At 62.3% G+C, this 23,694-nt stretch carries 17 protein-coding genes, 1 other RNA gene and 1 riboswitch; of the genes, 4 read left to right on the top strand and 14 right to left on the bottom strand.

Features of this window, described 5'->3' with window-relative positions; all coding sequences use genetic code 11:
* Positions 1-247: 247 nt before the first annotated feature.
* Positions 248-2,623, bottom strand: a complete 2,376-nt coding sequence (locus tag SFU85_02650; protein MDX6765668.1) for an AsmA-like C-terminal region-containing protein — start codon at positions 2,621-2,623, stop codon at positions 248-250.
* A 49-nt stretch (positions 2,624-2,672) separates the two neighbouring features.
* Here SFU85_02650 and SFU85_02645 point away from each other — a divergent pair, with 49 nt between their 5' ends.
* Together SFU85_02645 and SFU85_02640 are read left to right on the top strand one after the other, a co-directional pair.
* Positions 2,673-4,211: a glycine--tRNA ligase gene (locus SFU85_02645; protein ID MDX6765667.1), complete on the top strand. Its 1,539-nt coding sequence runs from the start codon at positions 2,673-2,675 to the stop codon at positions 4,209-4,211.
* A 305-nt stretch (positions 4,212-4,516) separates the two neighbouring features.
* The gene (locus SFU85_02640) at positions 4,517-7,507 is read left to right on the top strand and encodes a PQQ-dependent sugar dehydrogenase (protein MDX6765666.1); all 2,991 of its coding nucleotides are present in this window, start codon (positions 4,517-4,519) and stop codon (positions 7,505-7,507) included.
* A gap of 403 nt (positions 7,508-7,910) precedes the next feature.
* Here SFU85_02640 and SFU85_02635 read toward each other — a convergent pair whose 3' ends face one another.
* The 6 genes from SFU85_02635 to SFU85_02610 all read right to left on the bottom strand — a co-directional run bounded on the left by SFU85_02635 (position 7,911) and on the right by SFU85_02610 (position 15,146).
* Entirely contained in the window at positions 7,911-8,363 is a 453-nt protein-coding gene (locus SFU85_02635) for a hypothetical protein (protein ID MDX6765665.1), read from the bottom strand.
* A 353-nt stretch (positions 8,364-8,716) separates the two neighbouring features.
* The gene (gene thiC, locus SFU85_02630; GenBank protein MDX6765664.1) at positions 8,717-10,684 is read right to left on the bottom strand and encodes a phosphomethylpyrimidine synthase ThiC; all 1,968 of its coding nucleotides are present in this window, start codon (positions 10,682-10,684) and stop codon (positions 8,717-8,719) included.
* 42 nt (positions 10,685-10,726) lie between these two features.
* Positions 10,727-10,842, bottom strand: a riboswitch (TPP riboswitch).
* A 69-nt stretch (positions 10,843-10,911) separates the two neighbouring features.
* On the bottom strand, positions 10,912-11,241 hold the full coding sequence (locus SFU85_02625) for a GxxExxY protein (protein MDX6765663.1): 330 nt from the start codon (positions 11,239-11,241) through the stop codon (positions 10,912-10,914).
* Between the two features lie 30 nt (positions 11,242-11,271).
* Positions 11,272-13,038, bottom strand: coding sequence for a DNA mismatch repair endonuclease MutL (gene mutL / locus SFU85_02620; GenBank protein MDX6765662.1), 1,767 nt, complete (start codon positions 13,036-13,038; stop codon positions 11,272-11,274).
* Positions 13,039-13,089: 51 nt separating this feature from the next.
* Positions 13,090-13,965: a ParB/RepB/Spo0J family partition protein gene (locus SFU85_02615; protein ID MDX6765661.1), complete on the bottom strand. Its 876-nt coding sequence runs from the start codon at positions 13,963-13,965 to the stop codon at positions 13,090-13,092.
* Positions 13,966-14,015: 50 nt separating this feature from the next.
* Positions 14,016-15,146, bottom strand: coding sequence for a Xaa-Pro peptidase family protein (locus SFU85_02610; GenBank protein MDX6765660.1), 1,131 nt, complete (start codon positions 15,144-15,146; stop codon positions 14,016-14,018).
* Positions 15,147-15,273: 127 nt separating this feature from the next.
* On the opposite strand from SFU85_02610, the gene SFU85_02605 reads away from it, so the two are divergent.
* Positions 15,274-16,155: a tetrahydrofolate dehydrogenase/cyclohydrolase catalytic domain-containing protein gene (locus tag SFU85_02605; protein ID MDX6765659.1), complete on the top strand. Its 882-nt coding sequence runs from the start codon at positions 15,274-15,276 to the stop codon at positions 16,153-16,155.
* 26 nt (positions 16,156-16,181) lie between these two features.
* Here SFU85_02605 and ffs read toward each other — a convergent pair.
* The 6 genes from ffs to SFU85_02575 all read right to left on the bottom strand — a co-directional run bounded on the left by ffs (position 16,182) and on the right by SFU85_02575 (position 21,664).
* Positions 16,182-16,265: signal recognition particle sRNA small type (ffs, locus tag SFU85_02600), an RNA gene on the bottom strand.
* Positions 16,266-16,306: 41 nt separating this feature from the next.
* On the bottom strand, positions 16,307-17,374 hold the full coding sequence (gene mqnE, locus SFU85_02595) for an aminofutalosine synthase MqnE (protein MDX6765658.1): 1,068 nt from the start codon (positions 17,372-17,374) through the stop codon (positions 16,307-16,309).
* Between the two features lie 22 nt (positions 17,375-17,396).
* Positions 17,397-18,287: a UbiA-like polyprenyltransferase gene (locus SFU85_02590; protein MDX6765657.1), complete on the bottom strand. Its 891-nt coding sequence runs from the start codon at positions 18,285-18,287 to the stop codon at positions 17,397-17,399.
* 48 nt (positions 18,288-18,335) lie between these two features.
* Complete coding sequence (locus SFU85_02585; GenBank protein MDX6765656.1) at positions 18,336-18,896, bottom strand: UbiX family flavin prenyltransferase; 561 nt, start codon at positions 18,894-18,896, stop codon at positions 18,336-18,338.
* Positions 18,897-18,947: 51 nt separating this feature from the next.
* Positions 18,948-20,150 carry a hypothetical protein gene (locus SFU85_02580; protein ID MDX6765655.1) on the bottom strand — a complete coding sequence of 401 codons (1,203 nt, stop codon included), beginning with the start codon at positions 20,148-20,150 and terminating at the stop codon, positions 18,948-18,950.
* Positions 20,151-20,209: 59 nt separating this feature from the next.
* Positions 20,210-21,664: a menaquinone biosynthesis decarboxylase gene (locus SFU85_02575; GenBank protein ID MDX6765654.1), complete on the bottom strand. Its 1,455-nt coding sequence runs from the start codon at positions 21,662-21,664 to the stop codon at positions 20,210-20,212.
* 61 nt (positions 21,665-21,725) lie between these two features.
* On the opposite strand from SFU85_02575, the gene SFU85_02570 reads away from it, so the two are divergent.
* Positions 21,726-22,571 (top strand): glycine cleavage T C-terminal barrel domain-containing protein, encoded by an 846-nt coding sequence (locus SFU85_02570; GenBank protein ID MDX6765653.1) that lies wholly within the window; start codon positions 21,726-21,728, stop codon positions 22,569-22,571.
* Here SFU85_02570 and SFU85_02565 read toward each other — a convergent pair whose 3' ends face one another.
* A complete protein-coding gene (locus SFU85_02565) occupies positions 22,572-23,636 on the bottom strand; it encodes a hypothetical protein (GenBank protein MDX6765652.1) in 1,065 nt (354 codons plus the stop codon).
* Positions 23,637-23,694: the final 58 nt, after the last annotated feature.

Below are 23,694 nucleotides of genomic sequence, written 5' to 3'. Positions count from 1 at the left end.
GCCCGAGGAGGAGCGACCGCGCATATCGGGACGAGATACGCAAGGAAGAGACGACGAAGGGGGTGGGCAGGTGCCGCCATCACCCTCTGGGCTGGGGCCAAAAAGCCGCCCCGCTTTGTTGCTCGTCGGTCACGGGTATATTTCATACCTGCTCCCTTCTCGCGCCTCGCCGGACGGCTTTTTGATCCCCAGCGCGGGTCACGCGGGTTATCCGGATAGGCTCTAAGGGCTTCTCCAAGCCCCCCCATCAAAACATCTTCGGTCCCCACTTGGTGTCATTCAGCGTCCCCTTGCCTTCGTACTCGAAGAGCTTGCTCACCGGGAAAAGCGCGATCCCCATCAATCCGCGCATGTTCACCCGCATGTTCATGTCCACCCGGTCGTTGACGTAATCATACGTACCCTTGCCAATCAGTGCGAAGGTCGTCGCCGCCACGTCCACCTTGTCCATCTGGATGACCCCGTTTTTGAAAATGTATTCCGCCTGCGCTTTGTCCGCCACGGCATAGCCGAGGTTGGGCACGATGGAATTCAGCACCTGGGAGAAACCGCCGAACATCGGGATGTCGTAGATCGCTCCCTTGGTCACCGCCATGGTGCCGAACCCGTCAATGCTCTTCATGTCATTGAGGAGGCCCCGCAGGTTGATCTGCCCACTGACGCGACCGCTGATCTCGCTGTTTCCGAAGTAGGTCCGCATGAGCGCGCCGAAATCCGCATCGGTCATTTTGGCCTTGGCCCGGTAGGGTGCTTCGGGCGTGAGGGTGATCCCCAGGTCCAGTTCCGCTTTTCCACCGAACAGCCCCACCGGCTTGCGGGGCAGGATCTTCAACTCCATGCCCTTGAAGCCCAGATCGGCGTCCAGATCCGTGAGGCGCACGTCCTTGCCCAGGAACTTGTAGTCCATGCCTTCCGGCGAAACCACATGCACCTTCAGATCGGTCAGCTTCTGGTGGTCCACATCCACCGTGCCCTCGGCCTCGGCATAGGGTGCGGCCAGGAAACGGTACGGCTGGGCGTACTCCTCCAGTTTGCTGCTGATGATCCGCGCCGTCTCCGCCAGATGCAGCCGCGCCTTGACGTTCTTCAGAACCACGATGCGGGTGCGGAAATTGTGCCGGACCGCACCGCTCCCCTCACCCTCCTCGCGTCGCAGATGCAGATCCGGCAGGTCGATCTCATCGTCCGCATAACGGAAACTGCTCCCCACCTCTTTGAGCGCTACCCCCTTGTAAGAAAAGTCGAAAGCCTGTACCCGTCCGCTGACCGTCATCCCCTCTTTTCTCAGCCCCCGCCCCTGGAAGTCGGCATGCACCACCGGTCCGTCATTCCGGAATTTGAGGCTGTCGAAAAACGGCTTGGCCCCGGAACCGAAGAGCGGGGCAAACTGCGTCGGATCGATGGTGCTGTCGAGCTTGGCCTTGAACGTCTCCTGTCCGTCGTAGAACAACTCCAGATCGGCCCGCCCCCGGCTCCCCCGCAAGGTCAGCCCGGGCACCATGATCCGCTTGCCATCGAACGACAGCGGCAGGTACAACGACTCAAAATACGCGTCCTTGACGGTGAAGTCCCGCCAGTTGGCCCGCCCGACAATCAGGTAGCGCAATCCCTCGCTCCAATCGAGATCGACCGTGCCCTCCAGACCCGGCAGGGTGCGGAAGCGCACATCCTTCAGCCATTCCCCCACCCCCCCGGGAAAGGCCGGCGCCATCAAGGACACATCGGCGTCGGCATCAAATGAAACCCGCGCCTGTTTCTGCCCCTGCGACCACGCCCCCTCGACACGAACCCCACCACGCAGGAATGCCGTCTCGAATTCAACCTGCGCCAGCCGGTTCTCATACCGGATGTCGGCCAGAATGCGCTCGCAGATCACCCCCCGCCATTCCTGCCGTTTTCCGTCCAGGACGATCCGCGCCGTGCAATCATCCATCCGGGCCAGGTTGATCCGGGCCTCGATGTCCAAATTCATCGGCCGCTCGCCCCCGAATTCGCCCAGAATTTTTTCCACCGACCGCCAGGCCGCGGCCCGGGCCCGGATCTTTTCCGCCGTCAGCGGCGCCCCCGGCTGGAACCCGGCATAATCCAACGTTCCACTGGCGTGGAGATTCAGGTTGAGCAGGCGGGCCCGGAAATCCCGCACCACCAGCTGCCCGGGCTTGAAACGCACGTCCGCATTGACCGCTTCCAACCGCACCGAGGTCTCCCCGTCCAAGGGCACCTCCAGATCCGCGCCGCTCATCGATGCCGCTTCCAGGAACGGCTCTCCCCGCCACCACGAAATCCAGTTGAATGAAAACCTCAGCTTCTCCACCAGCAAGTTCTGCGACATGTCGCGCTCCTGACGCCGGACCTGCAGGTCCTCCGCCACCACCCGCCCGAACGGGTCCAGATAGAGACGCCGGAAATCCACCGCCAGCCCCTTCTTGGCCAGTTCGTCCCGCAACCGCACCCCGATCGCTTCCGGCAGACCGTAGTACCGGAACCCCATCAACACCACCAGGACCAGCAACAACACCGCCAAAAGGCCGTAGGAGAAGAACCGCGGCCACGTCCAATGCCGGCGGCGTCCCCCAGCCTCCGCTTTCGCACCCGTCCCGCGTTTGGAAATTTCTGTGTTCATTCCGCCGAGCGCAGGCTATCGTCCAACCTTTTCAAATCGAGGAAATAGCATGGCCGAGCACCCCATCATGGAGAAAATCACCGCCCTTTGCAAACGGCGCGGCTTCATTTTTCAATCTTCCGAAATCTACGGAGGCCTCAACGGCTTCTTCGACTTCGGCCCCCTCGGCACCGAACTCAAACGCAATCTCCGCAACGCCTGGTGGACCGACATGGTCCAGCGCCGCGACGACGTCGTCGGCCTCGAATCCTCCATCATCATGCACCCCAATGTTTGGAAAGCCTCCGGCCACGTCGACGGCTTCTCCGACCCCATGGTCGATTGCAAGGTCTCCAAACAACGCTTCCGCGCCGACCAGATCTTCTTCGCCCCCGTCATCATCGACGGCACCACCCACGGCTACGTCTCCCTCCTCGAAAACGAACGCGTGCAGGAGGACCTCCAAGCCGCCGCCGAAACCTACAAACGCAAGAAAGCCCTCCAAGGCACCCTCGCCCCCGTCCAAGTCCGTTGCTTCACCGAGGCCACCGCCGACGAAATCCCCCTCATCCCCTCCCCCGCCACCGGTGAGCCCGGTTCCCTCACCCCGCCCAGAGATTTCAATCTCATGTTCGAAACCCAGGTCGGCGCCCTCAAAGACGAATCCTCCACCGCCTACCTCCGCCCCGAAACCGCCCAGGGCATGTTCGTCGACTTCAAACCCGTCGTCGACACCGGCCGCGTCAAACTCCCGTTCGGCATCGCCCAGATCGGCAAAAGCTTCCGCAACGAGATCACCCCCCGCAACTTCATCTTCCGTTCCCGCGAGTTCGAACAAATGGAGATGGAATACTTCATCCATCCCGAAGCCGACTGGAAGAAAATCCACCGCGAGTGGATCGACTGGTGCAAAAACTGGCTCATTTCCATCGGCATCCCCGCCGACTTCCTGAGCGAATACGACCACCCCAAGGAAAAACTCGCCTTCTACTCCCGCGGCACCACCGACATCATGTTCCGTTACCCCTTCGGTATCCAGGAACTCTGGGGCATCGCCGCCCGCGGCGACTACGACCTCGGCCAGCACGCCAAGCACAGCGGCAAACCCCTGGAATACTTCGACGAAGCCACCAAGCAGAAATTCCTCCCCCACGTCATCGAGCCCGCCGTCGGCGTCGACCGCATCCTGCTTGCCGTCCTCGTTGCCGCCTACGCCGAAGAAACCGTCACCGACGATAAAGGCCAGAGCGAAGTCCGCACCGTCCTCCGCTTCCACCCCCGCATCGCGCCGGTCAAGGTTGGCATCTTCCCTCTCCTCAAGAACAAACCGGAACTCGTCGCCCAGGCCCGTGAAATCGAGACCACCCTGCGCCGCCACATGGCCGTCTTCTACGACGAATCCGGAGCCATCGGCCGCCGCTACCGCCGCCAGGACGAGATCGGCACCCCCTTCGGCATCACCGTGGACTTCGAAACCTTGGAAGGCGCCAAGGAAGGTCCCTATGCCGGCCAGACCGGGACCGTGACCCTGCGCCACCGCGACAGCATGAAGCAGGAACGCATCCCCATCGCCGACCTCCCCGGATACCTCCTTCCACAAATAGCCTAACCTAAATAGGGTTCGGTCTTTAACTTCCACCTTGTAGACGGGGAATCCTTTCCCTTTCCCCGTTTGCCCTTGGCTCATGACCGTCGGCTATCAGCTGTCAGCTCTTAGCTCAAAATTCTCCGCTCCCGAAGCCGGAATCCTTCTCGTTTCAGGTTTCAGGTTTATTCCGCCCTCCGCCCTCTGCCTTACACGGCACTCAATGGGAGCATGGCTTGTAAAGCAGGCAAAATCCTTTAACATAGCGATCAGGGCACCGGGCTCCCCTCATCCCAATGAACTTAACGTCTCTAAACCCTCTTTTCTTGGTGGCGATCCTTCTCATTGCCCCGGGCACCACCAGTTGGGGGCAGTTGACCCGCATCCCCAACAACACGCTCAGCATGCCCCTCGCACCCCCCCCTGTCGGATCCTACTACTGCCAGGATGCCTATACCGGCTTCACGCTGCCCATCGCCCTGGCCAGCCCTCCCGGAGAAACCGACCGCCTCTTCGTCGTCGAACGGAACAAGGGCATCCAAGTCCTCGATCTCTCCTCCGACCCGGCCAGCAGACAGCTTTTTCTCGATTGCAATGCCTTGATGGGCCCCGGCGAATCCCTCGCCACCGATGGGGAATGCGGCCTGCTAGGCTTGGCTTTTCATCCCGAGTTCGCCAGCAACCGCACGTTTTTCATCTTCTACAGCTTTTTCCGCGATGGGAAGCGCTACCAGCGCGTCGCACGGCTCCAAGCCTCCGCGTCAAACCCGAATACCGCCGACCCGGCCACGCTCGCCCCCGTCCTGACCCAACTCGACGAGGCCAGCAACCACAACGGCGGGGATCTGCACTTCGGCCCGGATGGATTCCTCTACATCTCCCTGGGTGACGAGGGAGGGCAGAACGACCAGCTCGACAACAGCCGGTGGATCGACCGGGATTTTTTCTGCGGAATCCTCCGCATCGACGTCGACCGCAGGAATGTGGGCCTTATTGGCGGCAGTGTTGAACCCAACGCCCATCCGTCGATCAACCTCGATTCCAACAACAAGGCCCGTTACGCCATCCCTTCCGACAATCCCTTCCTTCCCGGTGCCACCGGAGCCATCTCCAATCCCCTCGGGAACGGCGCCTATCCCAAGAAGGGCGCGATCAGTGCCTCCAAGATCCGGACGGAGTTCTGGGCGGTGGGCTTCCGCAACCCCTGGCGTTTCAGCTTCGATCCTGACACGGGACGACTCCTGGCCGGCGATGTCGGCAGCAACAGCCGGGAGGAAATCGACCTCGTCGCCCGTGGCGGCAATTACGGCTGGCCCTTCCGCGAGGGCCTGATCGCTGGCCCCCGTTCCAATCCGCCCGCAAACCCAGGTAGTCCCCGGATCAACCCGGTCTTCGACTACGACCGCAGCCTAGGATACAGCGTCACCGGTGGAAGGGTCTACCGCGGCACCAACCTCCCGGAACTCTACGGTTCCTACATCTTCGCCGACTTTGGATCCGGCCGTGTCTTTGCCCTGACCGATGCGGGAAACGCCACCTGGACATCACGGCAGTTGATGAATACCGAAACCGGCACGGTGGCTTTTGGCACCGACCCCGGCAACGGCGATCTCCTGCTGGTCAACATCAACGCCGGAAAAATCCGCCGCCTGATGGCCACACAGACCGGGGGCAGTCCCCTGCCCGTCCGGCTCTCGGACACCGGTGCCTTCCGCGACCTCGCCACCCTGGACGTCCAACCGGGCATCGTGGGTTACACCCCGAAAGTTCCATTCTGGTCCGACTACGCTATCAAGACGCGCTGGTTCTCCATCCCTTCGCCATCCCCAACCTTCGGCTTCAATCCGGACAGCGCATGGTCCCTGCCCTCTGGGAGCGTCTGGATCAAACACTTTGAAATCGAAACCACGCGCGGCAACCCCGCCACCCGGCGGCGCTTGGAGACCCGCTTCCTGGTCAAGAATGACTCCGGAGCCTACGGTGTTACCTACCGCTGGCGCCCAGACCAGAGCGACGCAGACCTGGTGCCCGACTCCGGCCAGACGGAATTCCTCGATATTGATGTGGACGGAACGGTCCAAACGCAAAAGTGGCGCTACCCGGCACGGAACGAGTGCATGCAGTGCCACACCCCGCAGGGCGGCTACGCCCTGGGATTCAACACGCGCCAGTTGAACACGCCCCACGCGTATCCAGAGGGAACCGCGAACCAGATCGAGGCCCTCCGCGACGCGGGCTACCTGGCCGGTGCCCCCACATCCGTGGAGGACCTGCCCACACTGGCCCAGCCGGACGATGAGGCCCGGAGCGTTGAATTCCGTGCACGTTCCGCCCTCCAGGTCAATTGCGCCCAGTGCCACCAACCCGGCGGCCCAGCCCCCACCAACTGGGATGCCCGGATCTCCACCCCGCTGGCCGACGCGGGCATCCTCAACGGATCACTCTCCAACAATGGCGGCAATCCCAACGCCCGGGTCCTCGTTCCCGGTTCCACGGCCAACTCCATGCTCCTCACCCGCCTCCGGGCCCCCTCCAGTCCCTCACGCATGCCGCCCTTGGGCAGCCACGAACTGGACCGGAGCACCATCGATTTGGTCACGCGCTGGATCAGCGGCGATGCCCAGGGCCGCCTGATCAATCCGATGGAACTTGATGGGGATTACTATCCCTACAATACCACCTACTGCCTGGCGAACAGCATCCTCGAGCCCTTCTCCGCCGGGGGTTACCAAAAACTGACCTACCGCAGCCCGGGCAACATCCGCATCCACTGGAATAATCCCGACGCCGCCGGCTACGGCTTCCCCCACATCAAATGGGGCAACCAGCCCGGACAGTTGCCGGGTGGCGTGCGGGCCCCGGGCATGGGCTTGCCCGCAAACACCAAAAAGCAACTCACCGTCCATTTCTCATGGGCGCAAAATGCCGCCAACGGATGGTATCATTCACTCATCAATATCTGGTGCTTCCCCACTATCGACGAGGATTGGAACGAAAGATACTGCGAGATCATGATCGTGCCCTGGAGCAACATCCCCGGCGATTTCAACAACAGCCTCTGGAAGCGACAGGGCACCTTCTCCACGGCTTCCACCACGTGGACCGTCCTGAAGAACCAGGAGCAGAACACGGTTTGCTATCGGAACGACGGCCCCCAGAAACAGACCACCCAGTTCGACATCATGCCTTTTGTCCGGGACGCGGTGGCCCGGAAATACCTTCCCAAAAAATACTTCGTCTGCGAGATCAACACCGGCTTCGAGATCCAATCCGGCACCGGCGACTTGACCATCGTGAAATACACCGTCACCGGCCCTTGACCATTGGTCAACCACAGAGGACGCAGGGCACACAGAGCGGGCGGATCGTGACAATCCTCCATGCAAAAGTTCACGGGTCCATGGGGCGGATGACTTCGTGTTCTTCTGCTCGAAGGTATCCCCGGTTTTCAGTTCTCAGTTGGCTGAAATAAAAACTGCTCCCCGCCTTGCTTTGTTAGCTTTGTTACCTTCTGTTCAGCACTTCCTGTTTTCAGTTTGCGGTTTTCGGTTTCCAGTTGGCTGAACCAAACCAAAGGCCTTGCTTCGTTACTTCCGTTACAACCACTCGTTGCCCTCACCGTGCAGCGGGGGTCGCCCCTTCCGCCGCCAGATCGGCGCGGAGGCGGGTGGCCAGGTCTTCGGGCTGGGCGCGCGCGGGCAGGTAGCGGATCTTTGCGATTTTCTACGCGGCGCCGTCGGGCTGGAGGTCGAGGACCACCACATCCGGTTCGACTCCGGGCGGATACAGCAGTTCGACCATCACCCGCGTAGTGCCTTTGGCCGCCTTCCCCTCCCTGGGGTTCGTTTCCCCGGCGACGGTGTAGATCCGGTGGCGCTCGGGGGCATCGGGACCGGCCAGGAGCAAGGGGTAATCGGCAAACGGGGGCTTTTCGTCCGGGGCTTTCTTTTCGTGCGCCTTGCGCACCGCCACGGCCTGGCGGATGAGGGCGGCCAGTTCCGGCACGGCCAGCCGCGCGGCCCGCTCGGAGGGATAATGGGCCTCATCGCGCGGGTTGCGGTAGAGCGCGTCGACCCAGGCGGTCGCGGTCAGCGCCGGTTCGGCGGCCAGGCGGTTGCCGAAGGCACCGAGGGTCAGGGTGAGCAGCAGGAGGAGGAGTGCGGGAAGGTGTTTCATGGGAGGATGAAGGGGATTTTTTCAGAAGGCCCAAGAAAGACCAGCGGCAAGTGGGGTGTTCGGGTCGGGGGGAAGGTTTCTGGGTCATATATGACCCAGACGACCGATTGTACTTATGGACTTCAGGGAGCTTGTCCGGGCTGCCTCCTATAATCCAGCCGAGCGCGGGTCATGCGCTCGCGCAGGCCGCCTTTTTGGAAGAAGTCCCGCTCCAAGCGCTGGATCGAAGGAGCGCGGGCGTCCCGCCTGCTGGAGCGGACGTCCCGTCCGGTCCCGATTCTCAAAGGCAGCGGGTTGCGCGGGACGCACAACCCCACAGGCGGGACGCCTGCGCTCCTCCAATCCAATAGGACTTATGCCTTGGTATAGACCTCGGCACCCCGTTCCACAAATTCCTGGGACTTCTGTTCCATCCCGGCCTTCAGGGCCTCTTCTTCAGTCAGGCCCTGCTCGGCGGCGTACTTCCGGACATCCTCACTGATCTTCATACTACAGAAGTGCGGGCCGCACATGCTGCAGAAGTGGGCGCTCTTGGCGCCTTCCTGGGGAAGGGTCTCATCATGGAATTCCCGGGCGGTTTCGGGATCCAATCCGAGATTAAACTGGTCCTCCCAGCGGAACTCGAAGCGCGCCTTGCTGAGGGCGTTGTCGCGGTATTGGGCGCCGGGGTGGCCTTTGGCCAGATCGGCGGCGTGGGCGGCGATCTTGTAAGTGATGACGCCGTCTTTCACATCTTTCTTGTTCGGCAATCCCAGGTGTTCCTTGGGCGTGACGTAGCAGAGCATGGCACATCCATACCAACCGATCATGGCCGCGCCGATGCCCGACGTGATATGATCGTAGCCCGGGGCGATGTCGGTGGTGAGCGGTCCGAGGGTGTAGAACGGGGCCTCGCCACACCATTCCAACTGCTTGGCCATGTTTTCCTCGATCATGTGCATGGGGACGTGGCCGGGGCCTTCGTTCATGACTTGGACGCCCTTGGCCCAGGCGCGCTTGGTCAGCTCGCCCTGCACTTCCAACTCCCCGAACTGGGCCTGGTCGTTGGCATCCGCGATGGAACCGGGACGGAGTCCGTCGCCGATGGAGAAGCTCACGTCATAGGCGGCCATGATGTCGCAGATGTCGTCCCAATGGGTGTAGAGGAAATTCTCCTTGTGATGGGCCAGGCACCACTTGGCCATGATGCTGCCGCCGCGGCTGACGATCCCGGTCATGCGCCGGGCGGTCAGGGGGACGAAGCGGAGGAGCACTCCGGCGTGGATGGTGAAGTAGTCCACGCCCTGTTCGGCCTGCTCGATGAGGGTGTCGCGGAACAATTCCCAGGTCAGGTCCTCGGCCTTGCCGTTCACTTTCTCCAAGGCCTGGTAAATCGGCACGGTGCCGATGGGGACCGGGCTGTTGCGCAGGATCCACTCGCGGGTGGCGTGGATGTTCTTGCCGGTGGAAAGGTCCATGACGGTGTCGGCCCCCCACTTGGTGGCCCAACGCATTTTTTCGACTTCTTCCTCAATGGACGACGCGACGGCGGAGTTGCCGATGTTGGCGTTGATCTTCACGAGGAAATTGCGCCCGATGATCATGGGCTCGAGTTCGGGGTGGTTGATGTTGGACGGGATGATGGCGCGACCGGCGGCCACCTCGCTGCGGACGAATTCCGGGGTGATTTCCTTCGGGATGCGCTGGGGGAAGCGGTTGAAAATACCCGGCGTGTAGGGGCTCTGCCCCAACTGCGAGGACCCGGCGTGCTGTTTGCTCAGATCGTTGCGGACAATATCCTCCGACATCTCGGCGATCCTGGCCCGGCCGAGGTTCTCACGGATGGCGATGAATTCCATTTCCGGCGTGATGATGCCCTGGCGGGCATAGTGCAACTGCGTGACCACCTTGCCGAGCCGGGCCCGCAGGGTGCGGCGGCGACTGGCGGTCAGGCCGGGGAATTCGACCAGGCGGTTCTTTTCCGCCTGGCTGGCGAACTCGGCGTGCTTGCCGGAGAGATAACCATTGTCCTGCGGTTTGACCTCGCGACCCTCGTATTCCTCGACATCCCCCCTCGCCCGGATCCATTCCGCACGCAGCGCAGGAAGGCCTTCCTCGGATGTGCCGCTGAAACCCGGATCACCCCAGGGGCCGGAGCAATCGTAGACCCGGACGGGTTCGTTGGCCTCGATTTCCCCGTTGAAGGATTTGGTCGGCGAAAGGGCGATCTCGCGCATGGGCACGCGGACGGTGGGGTGGAGCGTGCCCTGGACATAGACGCGGGTGCTGTTGGGGAGTTGGGTGCTGCTGTGGGGTTCGGTGTCGGCGGGCTTGGCGATCATGGTGTTTTCTTTCCAACCGATGCGCACCTGCCTCCGTATGAGCGAACGAGCCTCCGGCTCCCTCCCTACGGCGGCATGATCCGCATCAGGTTCGTCGGGTCATCGGGCGGGCGCCCCGAACTCTCAGCCCGCCGCGGCGGACTCCCCTCGCCTTTGAAACTATCCCGGCAGGGAGGGCGTGCAAGAGGCATTTTGGGGCCCGCGAAATACGCGAAAGGACGCGAAATTTACAATTCGGGAGGCAGGGACCTCAATGAAGTCAGGGCCAGGCGTTCGTACTCCACTTTGGGGTGGTGGCCGAAGTTCACCAAAAGCCCCAAAGGAAAGGGACCGGCATGAAGGTAATTTAAAACCTGGGCACGATGCTCATCGCACAGTGCGGAAACCGCTTTCAACTCCACGACCAACTTCCCATAGCACAGCAGATCTGGCTCATAGGATGACTTGAGTGGCCTGCCTTTATAAGACAGCGGCAGCTTGGGTTTGGCGGTAAAGGGCACACGCCGTTCGTGCAGCTCCATTTCCAAGCATTCCTCTTTGAGAATCAGATCCTTCATTTTTTCGCGTCCTTTCGCGTGTTTCGCGGGCTACAAACCGAATTTGCGTTTCAATTCATCGCGGCTGAGAAGGATCATGGTCGGTCGTCCACCGGGACAGGTGTAGGGCAGGTGGCAGCGGTGGAGATCGGCCAACAAACGCTCGACTTCAATCGGCGACAGCTCGGATCGCAGACGTGCGGTGTGCCGGGCCATGACCTCGGCCAGTCGTTCATCGTGGGCATTGCCGGAGCGCGATGCCCGGCCGGTCTGCATGAGGTCGTGGAGAACATCGCGGAAGAAATCCCCCACGTGCTGGGTTTCGACGCTGGCTGGCACCGCATCAATGAGGAACGTGTTGCCACCGAGCGGGGCCAGTCCGAAACCGACCGATTCCAGCGCCGCGCTCTGTTGGCGGGCGCAGGCGGCCTCGGCGGGGGAAAGCTCGAGGGTCTCCGCCACCAACAAGCGCTGGCTGTGGGGGTCTTGGCGGGAAAGACGGTCGGCAATCTCCTCGAAGAGGATGCGTTCACGTGCGGCCTCCTGATCGATCAGGACGATCCCCTGCGGATTTTCCGCCATGATGTAGCGACCGAGCATGATCCCAACCACCCGGAGATCGTGGTTTTTTTCCTCCGGCCCCACTTCCGCAGGAGCAGAGGGGGAAGGAAAAGCGGTCTCCACCGGCAAGCTGTGGACGGACGGAGGTTCCGGCAGCGGGGAGGCGGCGAAAAGGGCGACTTGACGGGCCCGGGGACTGGCGGGTTGGGGTTGTTCCACGGGTCTGTGCAGACCCTGTTCCATTTCCACCGAGGCCGGGGCCGTTCCCGTGCGGTGCAGTACATCGCGAATCGATGTCGCCACAAAATCCTTCACCCTCAGTTCATCACGGAAACGGACCTCGCGCTTGGCCGGGTGGACATTGACATCCAGGGTGGACGGGGGGACTTCGAGGAACAGGACCAGGACGGGGAACCGGCCCCGGACCAGGGCCTGCTGGTAACCTTCGAGCACGGCGAAGTTGATCCCCGGACTGTGGACCGGGCGTCCGTTGACGAAGAGGTGGTGGTCCTGGCGGTTGCTGCGACTGATCCCGGGCTTGCCGATCCACCCGGTGAGCTTCATGCCCCCCTCCTCTGCCACCAACGACAGCAGGTCGCGCATGAACCCGGCACCGAGCAATTGCCGCACCCGTTCCTCCTTGTCTCCAGCAGGAGGCAAACGCAGAACTTCGCGTGAGTCCTGGCGGAGGGTGAAACCGGTTTTCTCATGGGCCAGAGCGGCCAGGCGGACGACCTGCTCGATGTGGGCCCACTCGGTGGCATCGGATTTGAGGAATTTACGCCGACCGGGGACGTGGTGGAAAAGGGCACGCACCTCGATGGAAGTGCCAACGGCACAACCGGCCTCGCGCACTTCCTTGATTTTGCCGCCGTCCACCAACACCTCCGTACCGGCCACATTGCCCGGTTCGCGGGTGAGGAGGCGGAATTTGCAGACCGAAGCGATGCTGGGCAGGGCCTCGCCGCGGAAGCCGAGGGTGGTGACCCCCTGGAGGTCGTCGGCCGATCGCAATTTGCTGGTGGCATGGCGTTCGAGGCAAAGGAGGGCGTCGTCGCGGCCCATGCCGCAACCATCATCCGTGATGCGGACCAGGCTCTTGCCACCGCCCTCGGCATCGATTTCGATGCGGGTGGCCCCGGCATCCAGGCTGTTTTCCAGCAATTCCTTGACCACGGAAGCCGGGCGCTCCACGACCTCGCCCGCCGCGATGCGGTTGGCGGTGATGTCGTCGAGGACGCGGATACGGGGAGGCATGGGGAGCTTTACCGCAAAGTTCGCGAAGAGCGCGAAGCCGTGCAGGTGGAATTATTCCGGACGAACGCCGAATTGGAGAAGGAGGCGGTCGAGATCGGCTTCATTGAAATACTGGATTTCCAGGTGGCCCTTTTTGCCCGAGCCGACGAGCCGGACCTTGGTGCCAAGGGAACGCTGGAGACGGAGTTCGATGTCGCGCCAATCGGCGGCGGCGGGCTTGGTTTTTTTCCCGGAGGACTTGCCCCCGGACTTGAGGAGGGCTCGGACCAGGGCCTCGGTGGCGCGGACGGAGAGGTCGCCCTGGACGACGGATTTGGCGGCGCTGTCCTGGAGGGCCGCCGTGGGCAGACCGAGGAGGACCTTGGCGTGGCCGGAGGAGAGTTTGCCTTCGCCCACCAGGGTGCGGACGGAAGTGCTGAGGTTGCGCAGGCGGAGGGCGTTGGTGACTGCGGTGCGGCTTTTCCCCACGCGCTCGGCGACTTGCTCCTGGGTGAGGTGGTGCGACTCAATCAACCGGGCGTAGCCGTCGGCTTCTTCCATCGGATTGAGGTCGGCGCGGATGAGGTTTTCAATCAGGGCCTCTTCGGCGGCCTCCTGGTCGGTCTTCTGGCGGACGACGACGGGGACTTCCTTCAGGCCGGCCAGGCGGGCGGCGCGCCAGCGACGTTCCCCGGCGATGAGCTCGTGTTTGTTGCCCACACGCCGGACCACGAGGGGCTGGATGATGCCATGTTGTTGGATGCTGGCCGCAAGTTCGTCGAGGTGCTCGGCGGTGAAGGTGCGGCGGGGTTGGAACGGGCTGGGGACGATGGTGTCCAATCCGACCTGTCGGATGGATTCACCGGGTTCGAGGGCGACCGGAGTGACGGCGGCGGCGTTGCCGCCGATGAGGGCGCCCAATCCCTTGCCCAGTGCGTTGCGTGCCATAGCGGGAAATCGTACGGGGTCGGGCCCGATTAGGCAAGGATGGCCACCTGTTAAATCTCCAAAAACTTGGGGGTGCGGGTCAGATTGCGATGGCCGGTCCGGGTCACCGTGACCAGATCCTCGATGCGCACGCCGCCGGTTTCCGGGTAGTAGAGTCCCGGTTCGACCGTCATGACATGCCCGGCCTTGAATTTGCCGGCGGCGAAGCGTGGAGGCTCATGAATTTCCAAGCCGAGGCTGTGCCCGGTGCCATGGAAGAAACCGACCCAGCGGCCTTCCCGTTGCTCGGTCGGGTAGCCTTCTGATGTGAAGAAATCCTTCACCGACTGGTGCAACTTGGCCCCGTCCACACCGGCCTTGATGGCACGGAGGGCCTTCTTCTGGCCGGCGAGCACCGTGGCGTATTGCCGTCGCAAAGCCTCGGAAGCCCGCCCCTTGACCACAGTGCGGGTGAGGTCGCCGAAATAGCCACTGCTCTGGTCACGGGGAAAAATGTCAAGAATGAGGGCTTCATGGGCTCTCAAAGGCCCGTGACCGCGTTCGTGTGGGTCACAACCCTGCAAGCCGCCAGCCACGATGGTATGGCCGGGGATTCCCCCGGCCCGCACCACGGCAGCATCAATCTCACCCCGCAGGATTTCCGAAGTCAGTGCGCGCCCATTCCAGCGCAACAGGCGACGGTTTCCCTCAGAGCAGGCGCGGAGCACTTCGAAGGCCCGGGCCATACCGGCTTCCGCCTGTCGCTGGCCACGGATGATCGCGCGGACTTCTTCTTCGGTTTTGATTTCTCGCCCGGGAAAAAAAGGGCCATCAACGATCTCCACACGTATCTTCTCGCTGCGGAGAAACTCCACCAATCCCGCCTCCGTCCAATAAGGGACCTCGACCGTCCGGATGCGGCGGGAACGCAACAAGGCCGCAATCGAATGGAGAAATCGCCCAGCCGCGGCAGCGGGCGGACGTTTGAGCAGCGCCTCCACCTGGGACTGCTCCATCACTTCATCCAGCCGGGCTTGGCCGCGGGCGCGATCCACTTCCAATGCACTGAAGACTCCCAGGGTCTTGCGACCCGTCTGCAGCCAGACAAAAGGATCGGGAACAAACATGCGGGTGGCGTATAACAAGTCGGCAGAGTGTTCACTGGCACCGATCATCAGTCGGGCGGGGAAGGATTGCGGCATTCCACAAAAATAGACTCGCCCTCCTGCTTGGCAACGACTTCTCAGTGCTTCGGCTTCCTGTTGGGGTTCGTGGCTGCGCTGAGAAAGGTCTTGGACTGGCCGTCCGGCTCCGGTTCAATGATGGCCCATGAGCGCCCAATTGATTGACGGAAAAAAAATAGCCGCCGAGATCCATGCTGAAACCGCCGGGCGCGTGGCGCGTTTGAAGGAACGGGGCATCCAGCCGCACATCCAATTCATGCGCGTGGGCGATGATCCCGCCTCCAAGGCCTATGTGGGCATGAAGGACAAGAAAGCGGCCGAGTTGGGCATCAGGGCCTCGACCCGGCTTTTCCCCGAGGGCACGGGCGAGGACGAATTACTGGCCGCCATCCGCGAAGCCAACGCCAACCCGGCCATTCACGGCATTCTGGTCCAGGCTCCCATTCCGGGGATTTCACAAACGGTCGTCTTTTCCACCCTTTCCCCGGACAAGGACGTCGACGGCTTCCATCCGGTGAATTTTGGCAAGTTGCTCCTGGGTGATCCGGACGGCTTCCGCCCCTGCACGCCAGCGGGGGTACAGGAATTGCTCATCCGCAGCGGCATTAAGACCGCCGGCGCCCATGTCGTCGTGCTCGGACGGGGCAACATCGTCGGCAAACCCATGGCCGCCATCCTTTGCCAAAAGGACAAACACGCCGACGCCACCGTGACCCTGGCCCATTCGCGCACCCGCGACATCGCCAGCCTGGTCAGACAGGCCGATATCATCGTCGCCGCCATGGGTCAGGCGGAATTCGTCAAGGCCTCGATGGTCAAGCCCGGTGCCGTCGTCATGGACGTGGGGGTCAACCGGGTCGAGGACCCATCATCGGCCAAGGGATACAAACTGGTCGGCGACATCGATTTCGCCGGAGTGTGCGAAGTGGCCGGCCATGTCACCCCGAATCCGGGCGGCGTCGGTCCGATGACCATTGCGCTCCTGATGGCCAACACAGTAACGGCGGCCGAGCGCGCCACGCGCTGAGTCTCCCCAGCCCCCTACGGCCCAGGCCAAATGCAGCGGCCGCGCAGGTCAGGGTACCGTTGCTGCCTTTCGGCCCTGGCGGGGTTCGTCCGCCTCCGCGCCGCCACATCTGGTTGCCCCAAATCTAGCCGCCGCTTCCCGCGGAACAAGGTCAAACCGGCTGATAAACCGTGTCGCGCTGCACCGGGACAAAACCGGCCTCGCGGATGGCCTGCTCCAGACTGTGACGGGTCTGGGCGGCGGGAGTCTTGGCCCCGGCCATGTGGAAGATCTTTTCCTCCGCGATGGTTCCGTGCAGGTCGTCCACCCCGTAGCTCAACGCCACCTGGGCCAGTCCCAACCCGGTGCTGATCCAGTAAGCGGTGAGATGGTCGAAGTTGTCCAAGAAGAGGCGGCACATGGCGAGCATGCGCAATTCCTCCAAACCCGAGATACGGCGAAGGTGGGCAAGCTCATTGTTCTCCGGTTCGAATGCGTAGGGCACCAGGGCGGTGAAGCCACCGGTTTCGTCCTGCAAATCGCGCAACAGTGCCAAATGCTGGAAGCGTTGCTCGACGGTTTCCACATGGCCATAGAGCATGGTGCAGGTGCTGCGCTGTCCGAGTTGGTGCCAGGTGCGGTGGACTTCGAGCCATTCCTCCGCCGACTCCTTGCCGCGGCAGATCCGGTCGCGCACACCGGCATCGAAGATCTCCGCCCCTCCACCGGTCAGGGCATCCAAACCGGCCTCGCGCAGAGCTTCCAGGGTTTCACGGATGGATTTTTTGTACACCCGTTCGGCCAGGTGGCGGATTTCAATGGCGGTGAAGGCCTTGAGACTGAGGGCCGGGTCGAGGGCCTTGAGGGCATGCAGCATGCCGGTGTAGTAACTGAACGGGAGGCTGGGATGGAGGCCACCCACGATGTGGATCTCTGTGATGCAGTCAGCCAGCGACTCCCGGGCTTTTTCCACCATTTCCGGGATGGCGAATTCGAAGGCATCCGGGTCGCGCTTGCGGCGGTAAAAGGAACAGAATTGGCAACTGAGGATGCAGACATTGGAATAATTGAGGTAACGGTTGAGCACGTAGCTGGCCCGGTTGCCGTTCTTCTGTTGGCGCACCCGGCTGGCCAGACGTCCCAGTTCCTCGAGCGGGGCGGACTGGTAAAGATGCACGGCCTCGGCAACGGACAGACGTTCCCCCGATTCTGATTTCCGGATGATGTCGTTCAGTTCCATGGTCTGTGGGGTGTCGCGAGGGTCAGAAGAATACATCTAAGGCCGTGCCGGACAAAAGCAAAAGGCCCACCACGGCATTGACGGCGAAAAAGGCACGGTTGATCGAAGTGGGGTCGCCTTGGCGGCTCAGCCGGTGTTCGTAAACCAAGGCAACCACGCAGGCCAGCCAGGCAACAAGGTAGATCCAACCGAAACCCGCCCACCAGCCGAAGACCAAAAAGAGGACTGCCGCCATCCCGTGCAACCCGACCGCCAGCCGGAGGGCAGCGGTCAAGCCGTAGCGCGCCGGGAAGCTGTGCAGGCCCGCCTTGCGGTCGAACTCCATGTCGAGGGTGGCATAGATGAGATCGAAGCCGAAGACCCAGCAGAGCACCCCCATCGCCAGAAGATAGGGCGCCGGGGACCATAACTCACCGCTCACCGCCGCCCAGGCCCCCATGGGGGCGACCGCCAGGGCCAGGCCCAGGAACAGATGAGCGTAGGCAGTGAATCGTTTGCAGAGGGAATAAAAAGAAATGATGCCAATCGCGACCGGTGCCAGCACCAGGCAAAGGAGGTTGAGTTGCCAGGCGCCGAGAACAAATACAGCCACCGAAACCACCCAGGCCGCACGGGCCAGGGGTTTGGGCACGAGGCGGTGACGGTCCTGGGTTCGCGGGTTCAACTGGTCGATGTCCCAATCGGCCAGGCGATTGAACAACATGGCCGCGGTGCGGGCGGATACCATGCAGAGCAGAATCCAACCCACCACGGGCCATGGGGGAAGTCCGCGGGCGGCCACCAGCATCGAGACGAGCGCAAACGGAAGGGCAAACACCGTGTGGGAAAGGCGGATGAAACGTCCGAAGCGCAGCCAAACAGGCTCGGATGGGGCCGCTTCGGCCTCCGCTTGGGCCTGGTTTGACGCATGCATGGGCCAACCAACATACGCGGGAATCGCATCGAGCAAAGCGGATTGTCGTCAGTCCTCCACCCGGGGTTCTTTCCAGCGGGCCACCAAGTCATGTGTTATCCCCAAATGGTCAAGGATGCGTGCCACCACGGTGTCCACCACTTCCTCCACGCTGGAGGGCCGGCCGTAGAAGGAAGGGATGGCGGGCAGAACCAGCGCTCCGGCCTCGAGCACCGTGACAATGTTGCGCGCCTGGATGAGGTTCCACGGCGTCTCGCGCGGAACGAGGATGAGTTTGCGCTTTTCCTTGAGAAACACATCGGCCGCACGGGTGATCGTGCTGTCGGAATAGCCATGGGCGATCCGTCCAACCGTGCCCATCGAACAGGGAACCACCACCATGGCATCGAATCGGGCCGAGCCGCTGACGAAGGGCACCTGCATCGTCCGGTCGGAGTGGACCGTGAATCCTTCCGGAATGGCCAGCCCGCCGGTTTCCGCCTCGGCCACCTCGCGGGCATGGCTGCTCAAACAAACATGGATTTCATGGCCGGCCCCGTCCAACAACGCCAGAAGGCGCTGGGCGTAGAGCGAGCCGCTGGCCCCGGTGATGGCGACGACAATTTTCACAAAGCCAGAATAAGGGCAATCCGCTGCTTGGCCAACCGGCTTTCCAAATGATCAGAACTGCGTCGTGACCAGGAAAGAAATCATGTGTTCCACGAGGGACTCATCCCGGCCGCTTCTGCCATATTGGCTCTCGTCCGCCATGGCGTATTCCGCCGTGAAACGGGTGGAAGGATCGATCTGCACATCCTGTCCCGCGCCAACGAAAACCTTCTCCTGGCCGGAAACCTCGGTTCCATCGGGATCCGTGCGCTCCCACTGCTCCCAGCGCGCGTGAAGGAAGGTGGAGAGATCGGCATCGTGCTTGAGATCGCCCCGCAAGAAAACGCGGCTGTGCCCGCTGTCCCCTCCGGCCTGTTGTTGGCTGTCAAGCGATAGACCCCCGGTGAGCTGGAAGATGGGGTCCGGGGTCCACTTGCCCCGTAATTCGTAGAGCAACCGCTCCTCCTGCCGTATCCATTGCGGGCGATCTTCCTCCTCCCATGCCGTTCCCCCGTAGAGGCTGAAGAGCGGCGTCAACCGCCAGTCCAGCCCCGCCTCCCGCCGGAGGATCTCACGGTCGTCCCATGATCGCTCCTGGTGATCCTGTTGGAGGATCTTCCCTCCGAGCCGCAGTTTGAGATTCGGGGTCCCCAACTGCTGCGAAACCGAAAAGGAAGCGGCATCGGTGCTGATGGCCCGCCGGGGACCCGCAGGCTCCGTGTTGTCGTGCCAGGCCTCCAGGCGCATCTCGGTCATGCGGGTGATCTGCTGGCGGAAAGCCATATGGGCCCGCCAGAACTCGGTCGTCCCCTGGGTGTCGGAGCGTTGTTCCAGCGAGGTGCTTTGGCTCACCACCCATTCCGACTTTTCATTCGGACGGATGATGAAGCGGTTGAGGTATTCCGGCTTCCAAAACGCGTTGACATTCTCGCGTCCCGTGTTGTCCCAGAGACTGGTCCGGGAGACAGCCAGATCCAGACCGCTCTCCCAGACCAACCCGTCCCCGAACCTGCTACGGAGCAGGGTGCGGTACTTCTGATTGACGGAGGGGCGCTTGAAGTTCTTGCCGGAAAAAGACGACTCGCGGGAGGAGAAATCATCCACCTTGAACTCAAGGTCGACCACATCCGCATTGAGCAGACTGCGGGCCTGGACAGCGGGAACATCGTTGACCCTCTGGCGGATGATGTCGTTGGAATAGTTGAGCTCTCCGGCGGCCCGGAGCGGGGCGACCGCCATGAACCACAAGCCCAGCAGCCGTACATGGCTGTTCATCCCCATTTCATAGCCGGTCCGGCGTGCCATGGAAAGCACGATCGGTGCCGCCCACGCATTTAGAGGGGCAATCGGGCGATTTTATCCAACAATTCTCCCGGGTGGGTGCAACGCTTGGGCCAACCCCGGGTGTATCCTTCGCCCGGCAGCTTGGTCGTGGCATCGATACCCATGTGGGTGCCGATGTTCGGCACCGTCGGCGCATGGTCGAGGCTGTCACAAACCCCCTTGGTGAAGATCGTGTCCCGCTCGGGATCGATGTTGGAGCAAAGATGGAAGAGCACGTCGCTGGTGTTGTGCACATCGACATCGGCGTCGACGCAGACAATGATCTTGGAAAACATCATCTGCCCCATGCCCCACAGCCCGTTGATGATCTTGAAAGCTTGATAGGGGTATTGCTTCTTGATGCTGACAAAGACCAGGTTGTGGAAGACCCCCTCGGCCGGAAGGGCGATGTCCACGATCTCGGGAAAATTCATTTTGAACACCGGGAGGAAGATGCGCACGCTTGCGCCGCCGATGTAGAAATCCTCCATCGGGGGTTTTCCCACGACGGTGGCCGGATAGATGGCATCGCTGCGGTGGGTGATGCAGGTGACGTGGAATGCGGGATACTTGTCCACCGGGGTGTAGAAACCGGTGTGGTCGCCGAAGGGACCCTCATCGCGCAGCGGCTCGGTCGGATCGACATATCCCTCGATGACAAAATCACTGTTCGCGGGAACCATCAGATCCGAGGTCTCGCATTTGACCAACGGTACCGCCTTCTTGCGCAGAAAACCCGCCAACAGGAGTTCATCCAGCCCGTCCGGCAGGGGGGCGGTGGCGGAAAAGGTGTACACTGGATCGCCGCCCAGACAGACGGCCACGGGCATGCGTCGGCCGGTTTCGACATAACGGCGACCATGACGCGCGGCCACCTTGTGCACCTGCCAGTGCATCCCGGTGGTCCACCCATCAAACACCTGCATGCGGTACATGCCCACATTCCGCTCGCCGGTGTCGGGATCCTGGGTGTGGACATTGGGCAGGGTGACGAACGGCCCCCCGTCCTCCGGCCAGCATTTCAACACGGGCAGGGCGGCCAGGCCCGGGCCATCGCGGAGGATGACATCCTTGCAGGGGCCGGTGCGGACGGTCCAGGGCTTGGCGTGGACGACATCGATGCCGTTGCGCACCAACTCAAAGGCATCGCCCAACGACTTGGGCGGCTTGGCCTTCATGAGGAATCCAAGTTGGGCGGCGACCTCGTCCACATCGCCCACATTCAGGGCCATGGCCATGCGGCGATGGCTGCCCATGCTGTTGACCAGGAGGGGAAAGCGGGAAAGAGAGCCGTCGGACAACAGCGGCTTTTCCACCAGCAGGGCCTTTCCCCCGCCGGGTTTTTTCATCTCCCGGTCGGCCAGGGCGGCAATCTCCAAATCCACCGAAAGGGGTTCCCGCACCCGCACCAATTCCCCCGCCGCTTCCAGCACAGCGGCAAATTCCTGCATCGAGTCGTAGGCCATGTCCTGAAAATAGTGGACTTTTCCGGCTTCGCCAGAAGACAATCACCACTGCACCAAGCCGATGAATCCCTGGAACGATCTCCTCGAAGGCCGCTTGGCCATTCCCCTTTCACCCCGAGCGGTGTGGAAATTCACCGGCCGCGACCGCGTCCGCTACCTCAACGGCCAGGTGACCAACGACGTGGCCAAGCTCGTCCCGGGCCGCGCCCTCCATGCCGCCGTATGCAATGCCAAAGGGAAAATGGAGGGGGAAGTCTGGATCACCCCCGGCGAGGATTGTCTTTGGGTCGACGCCCCGATGGAACTGCGGGAGTCCCTCGGCGCCCGTTTGGAACGCTACATCATCGCCGACGACGTCACCATGGAGGATGTCTCTGATACCATGACCGGTTTCCATTTTCTCAGAACACCGGAGGGCTCGACTTCTCCAGCAATCGCCTCCTCAAGGTTCGGCTTTGCCGGGAAGGATGTTTGGAACACGGAACCTGGGACCGCACCCTGGCCATTGGCACCGGACCGTTGGGTCGAAGCCTGCCGCATCCACCAGGGGATCCCCGCTTGGGGCCGGGAAATGACCCCCCATACGCTGCCTCCCGAAGCGGCCTTGGATCGTGATGCGATCAGTTACAGCAAAGGCTGCTACATCGGCCAGGAAGTCATCGCCCGGATCAAAAGCAAAGGACACGTGAACAAAAAACTGGCCCGGCTCACAGGAACAGGAAACACCCCGGATTCCCTGCCCCTTCCATTGATCGCCGACGGGAAAGAGGCGGGTACCCTCACCAGTGCCTGCGCCCACCCTCAGGTTGCCGGCTGGATCGGCCTCGGCCTGGTGAAACGGGAACTGGCCGAGGGTGGCGGCCCGGTGGAAATCCGCGGAATCCCCGCTTCTGTCCTGCCGGTCTGATCAATTGTAACGCAGCCACCAACGCCGGAAGCTGTCGTGGATCAAACGGGAATCCACGGAAACACCCAGTGCGGCCGCGGCCAGATCTTCCCTTCCCCCATGCACTGCGGCCAAGGCCCGCATCAGGCTGGCCCGGGGCGCCCGGGACCAGTTCGGCAACACTTCCCGATAACGCAGGCCGTCCCGCACCCGGAGCAGGAATGAACGCAAGCCGCTCCCGCCCGGCACGAGATCGCCCTTCCATTGTGCGTATGCGGCGAGGTCATCCCAACCGTGCCCCAGGCGGACACTTTCCAACCACAGCCAAGTGGAAGCCCACACCCGCTGCAAATCCGCTTGGCTTTGTTCCAACGCTTGCCTTCCAGCGGCTCGGTGCACCGGATGCAACTTGAATTCCACCCCCTCCGCATGCCACGCCAGCATCTGCGGCCAATCGGGTGGCAGATCACCTGTCAGCTCGGCCGCACGTTCACGGCGGACCAGACATGAACGATCATAGCCCCCCCGTGCCGCCAGGACGGCATCGGCCAGGGCCAGCTTCAGCTTGGATTGTACCCGCTCCACGTAGGGCCCCTGCGACCGCTCGGTTTGAAAACGAAGCGCGTGGCCGGCGAAGTACAAGCTGCTGCCACGGTTGAACAACAGACGCGTGGCCTCCAGCAGCGGGATGCGGCCGGGATCAAGGATTTCCGGCGCCAGCTCGGCCAGAATGGCTTCATCGCCCGAAACCAGCACATGGCCCACCGCCAAATCATACGTGAACATGCCCGGAGTGGACTTCCGCCATGCGGACCGCGGCATCACCTTGAATTCCACTTCAATGCCGGTCGCCTCCTCCCCAAGGTGGCTTTCCTGCGCACACCAGGCCCGCGCCCGGTTCACGGCCGGCGCAGGCACCACAAGGTAAAACTCCAGGTCGTTGTAAAGGGAGGGAGGCGACCCCTCAACCCGATGAATCCCGCCTTCCCCGCGACCATACCCTCCGCCGAGCAGGAGAAGGTGATCCGCTCCCGCCCATTCCTGGGCGCGTAGACGGTTTCCCAGAGCCTCAAGATAACCGTCCAACCTGTCCGACAATTCAGGGCAGGTCTCCGGGAAATAACGGTTCTGGGAAATCGTAGTC

It is taken from the genome of Candidatus Methylacidiphilales bacterium, from assembly GCA_033875315.1.
In the GTDB taxonomy this organism is placed as follows: Bacteria; Verrucomicrobiota; Verrucomicrobiia; order Methylacidiphilales; family CAZTYG01; genus JANRJG01.
This window is presented reverse-complemented; position numbering and strand designations above follow the sequence as displayed.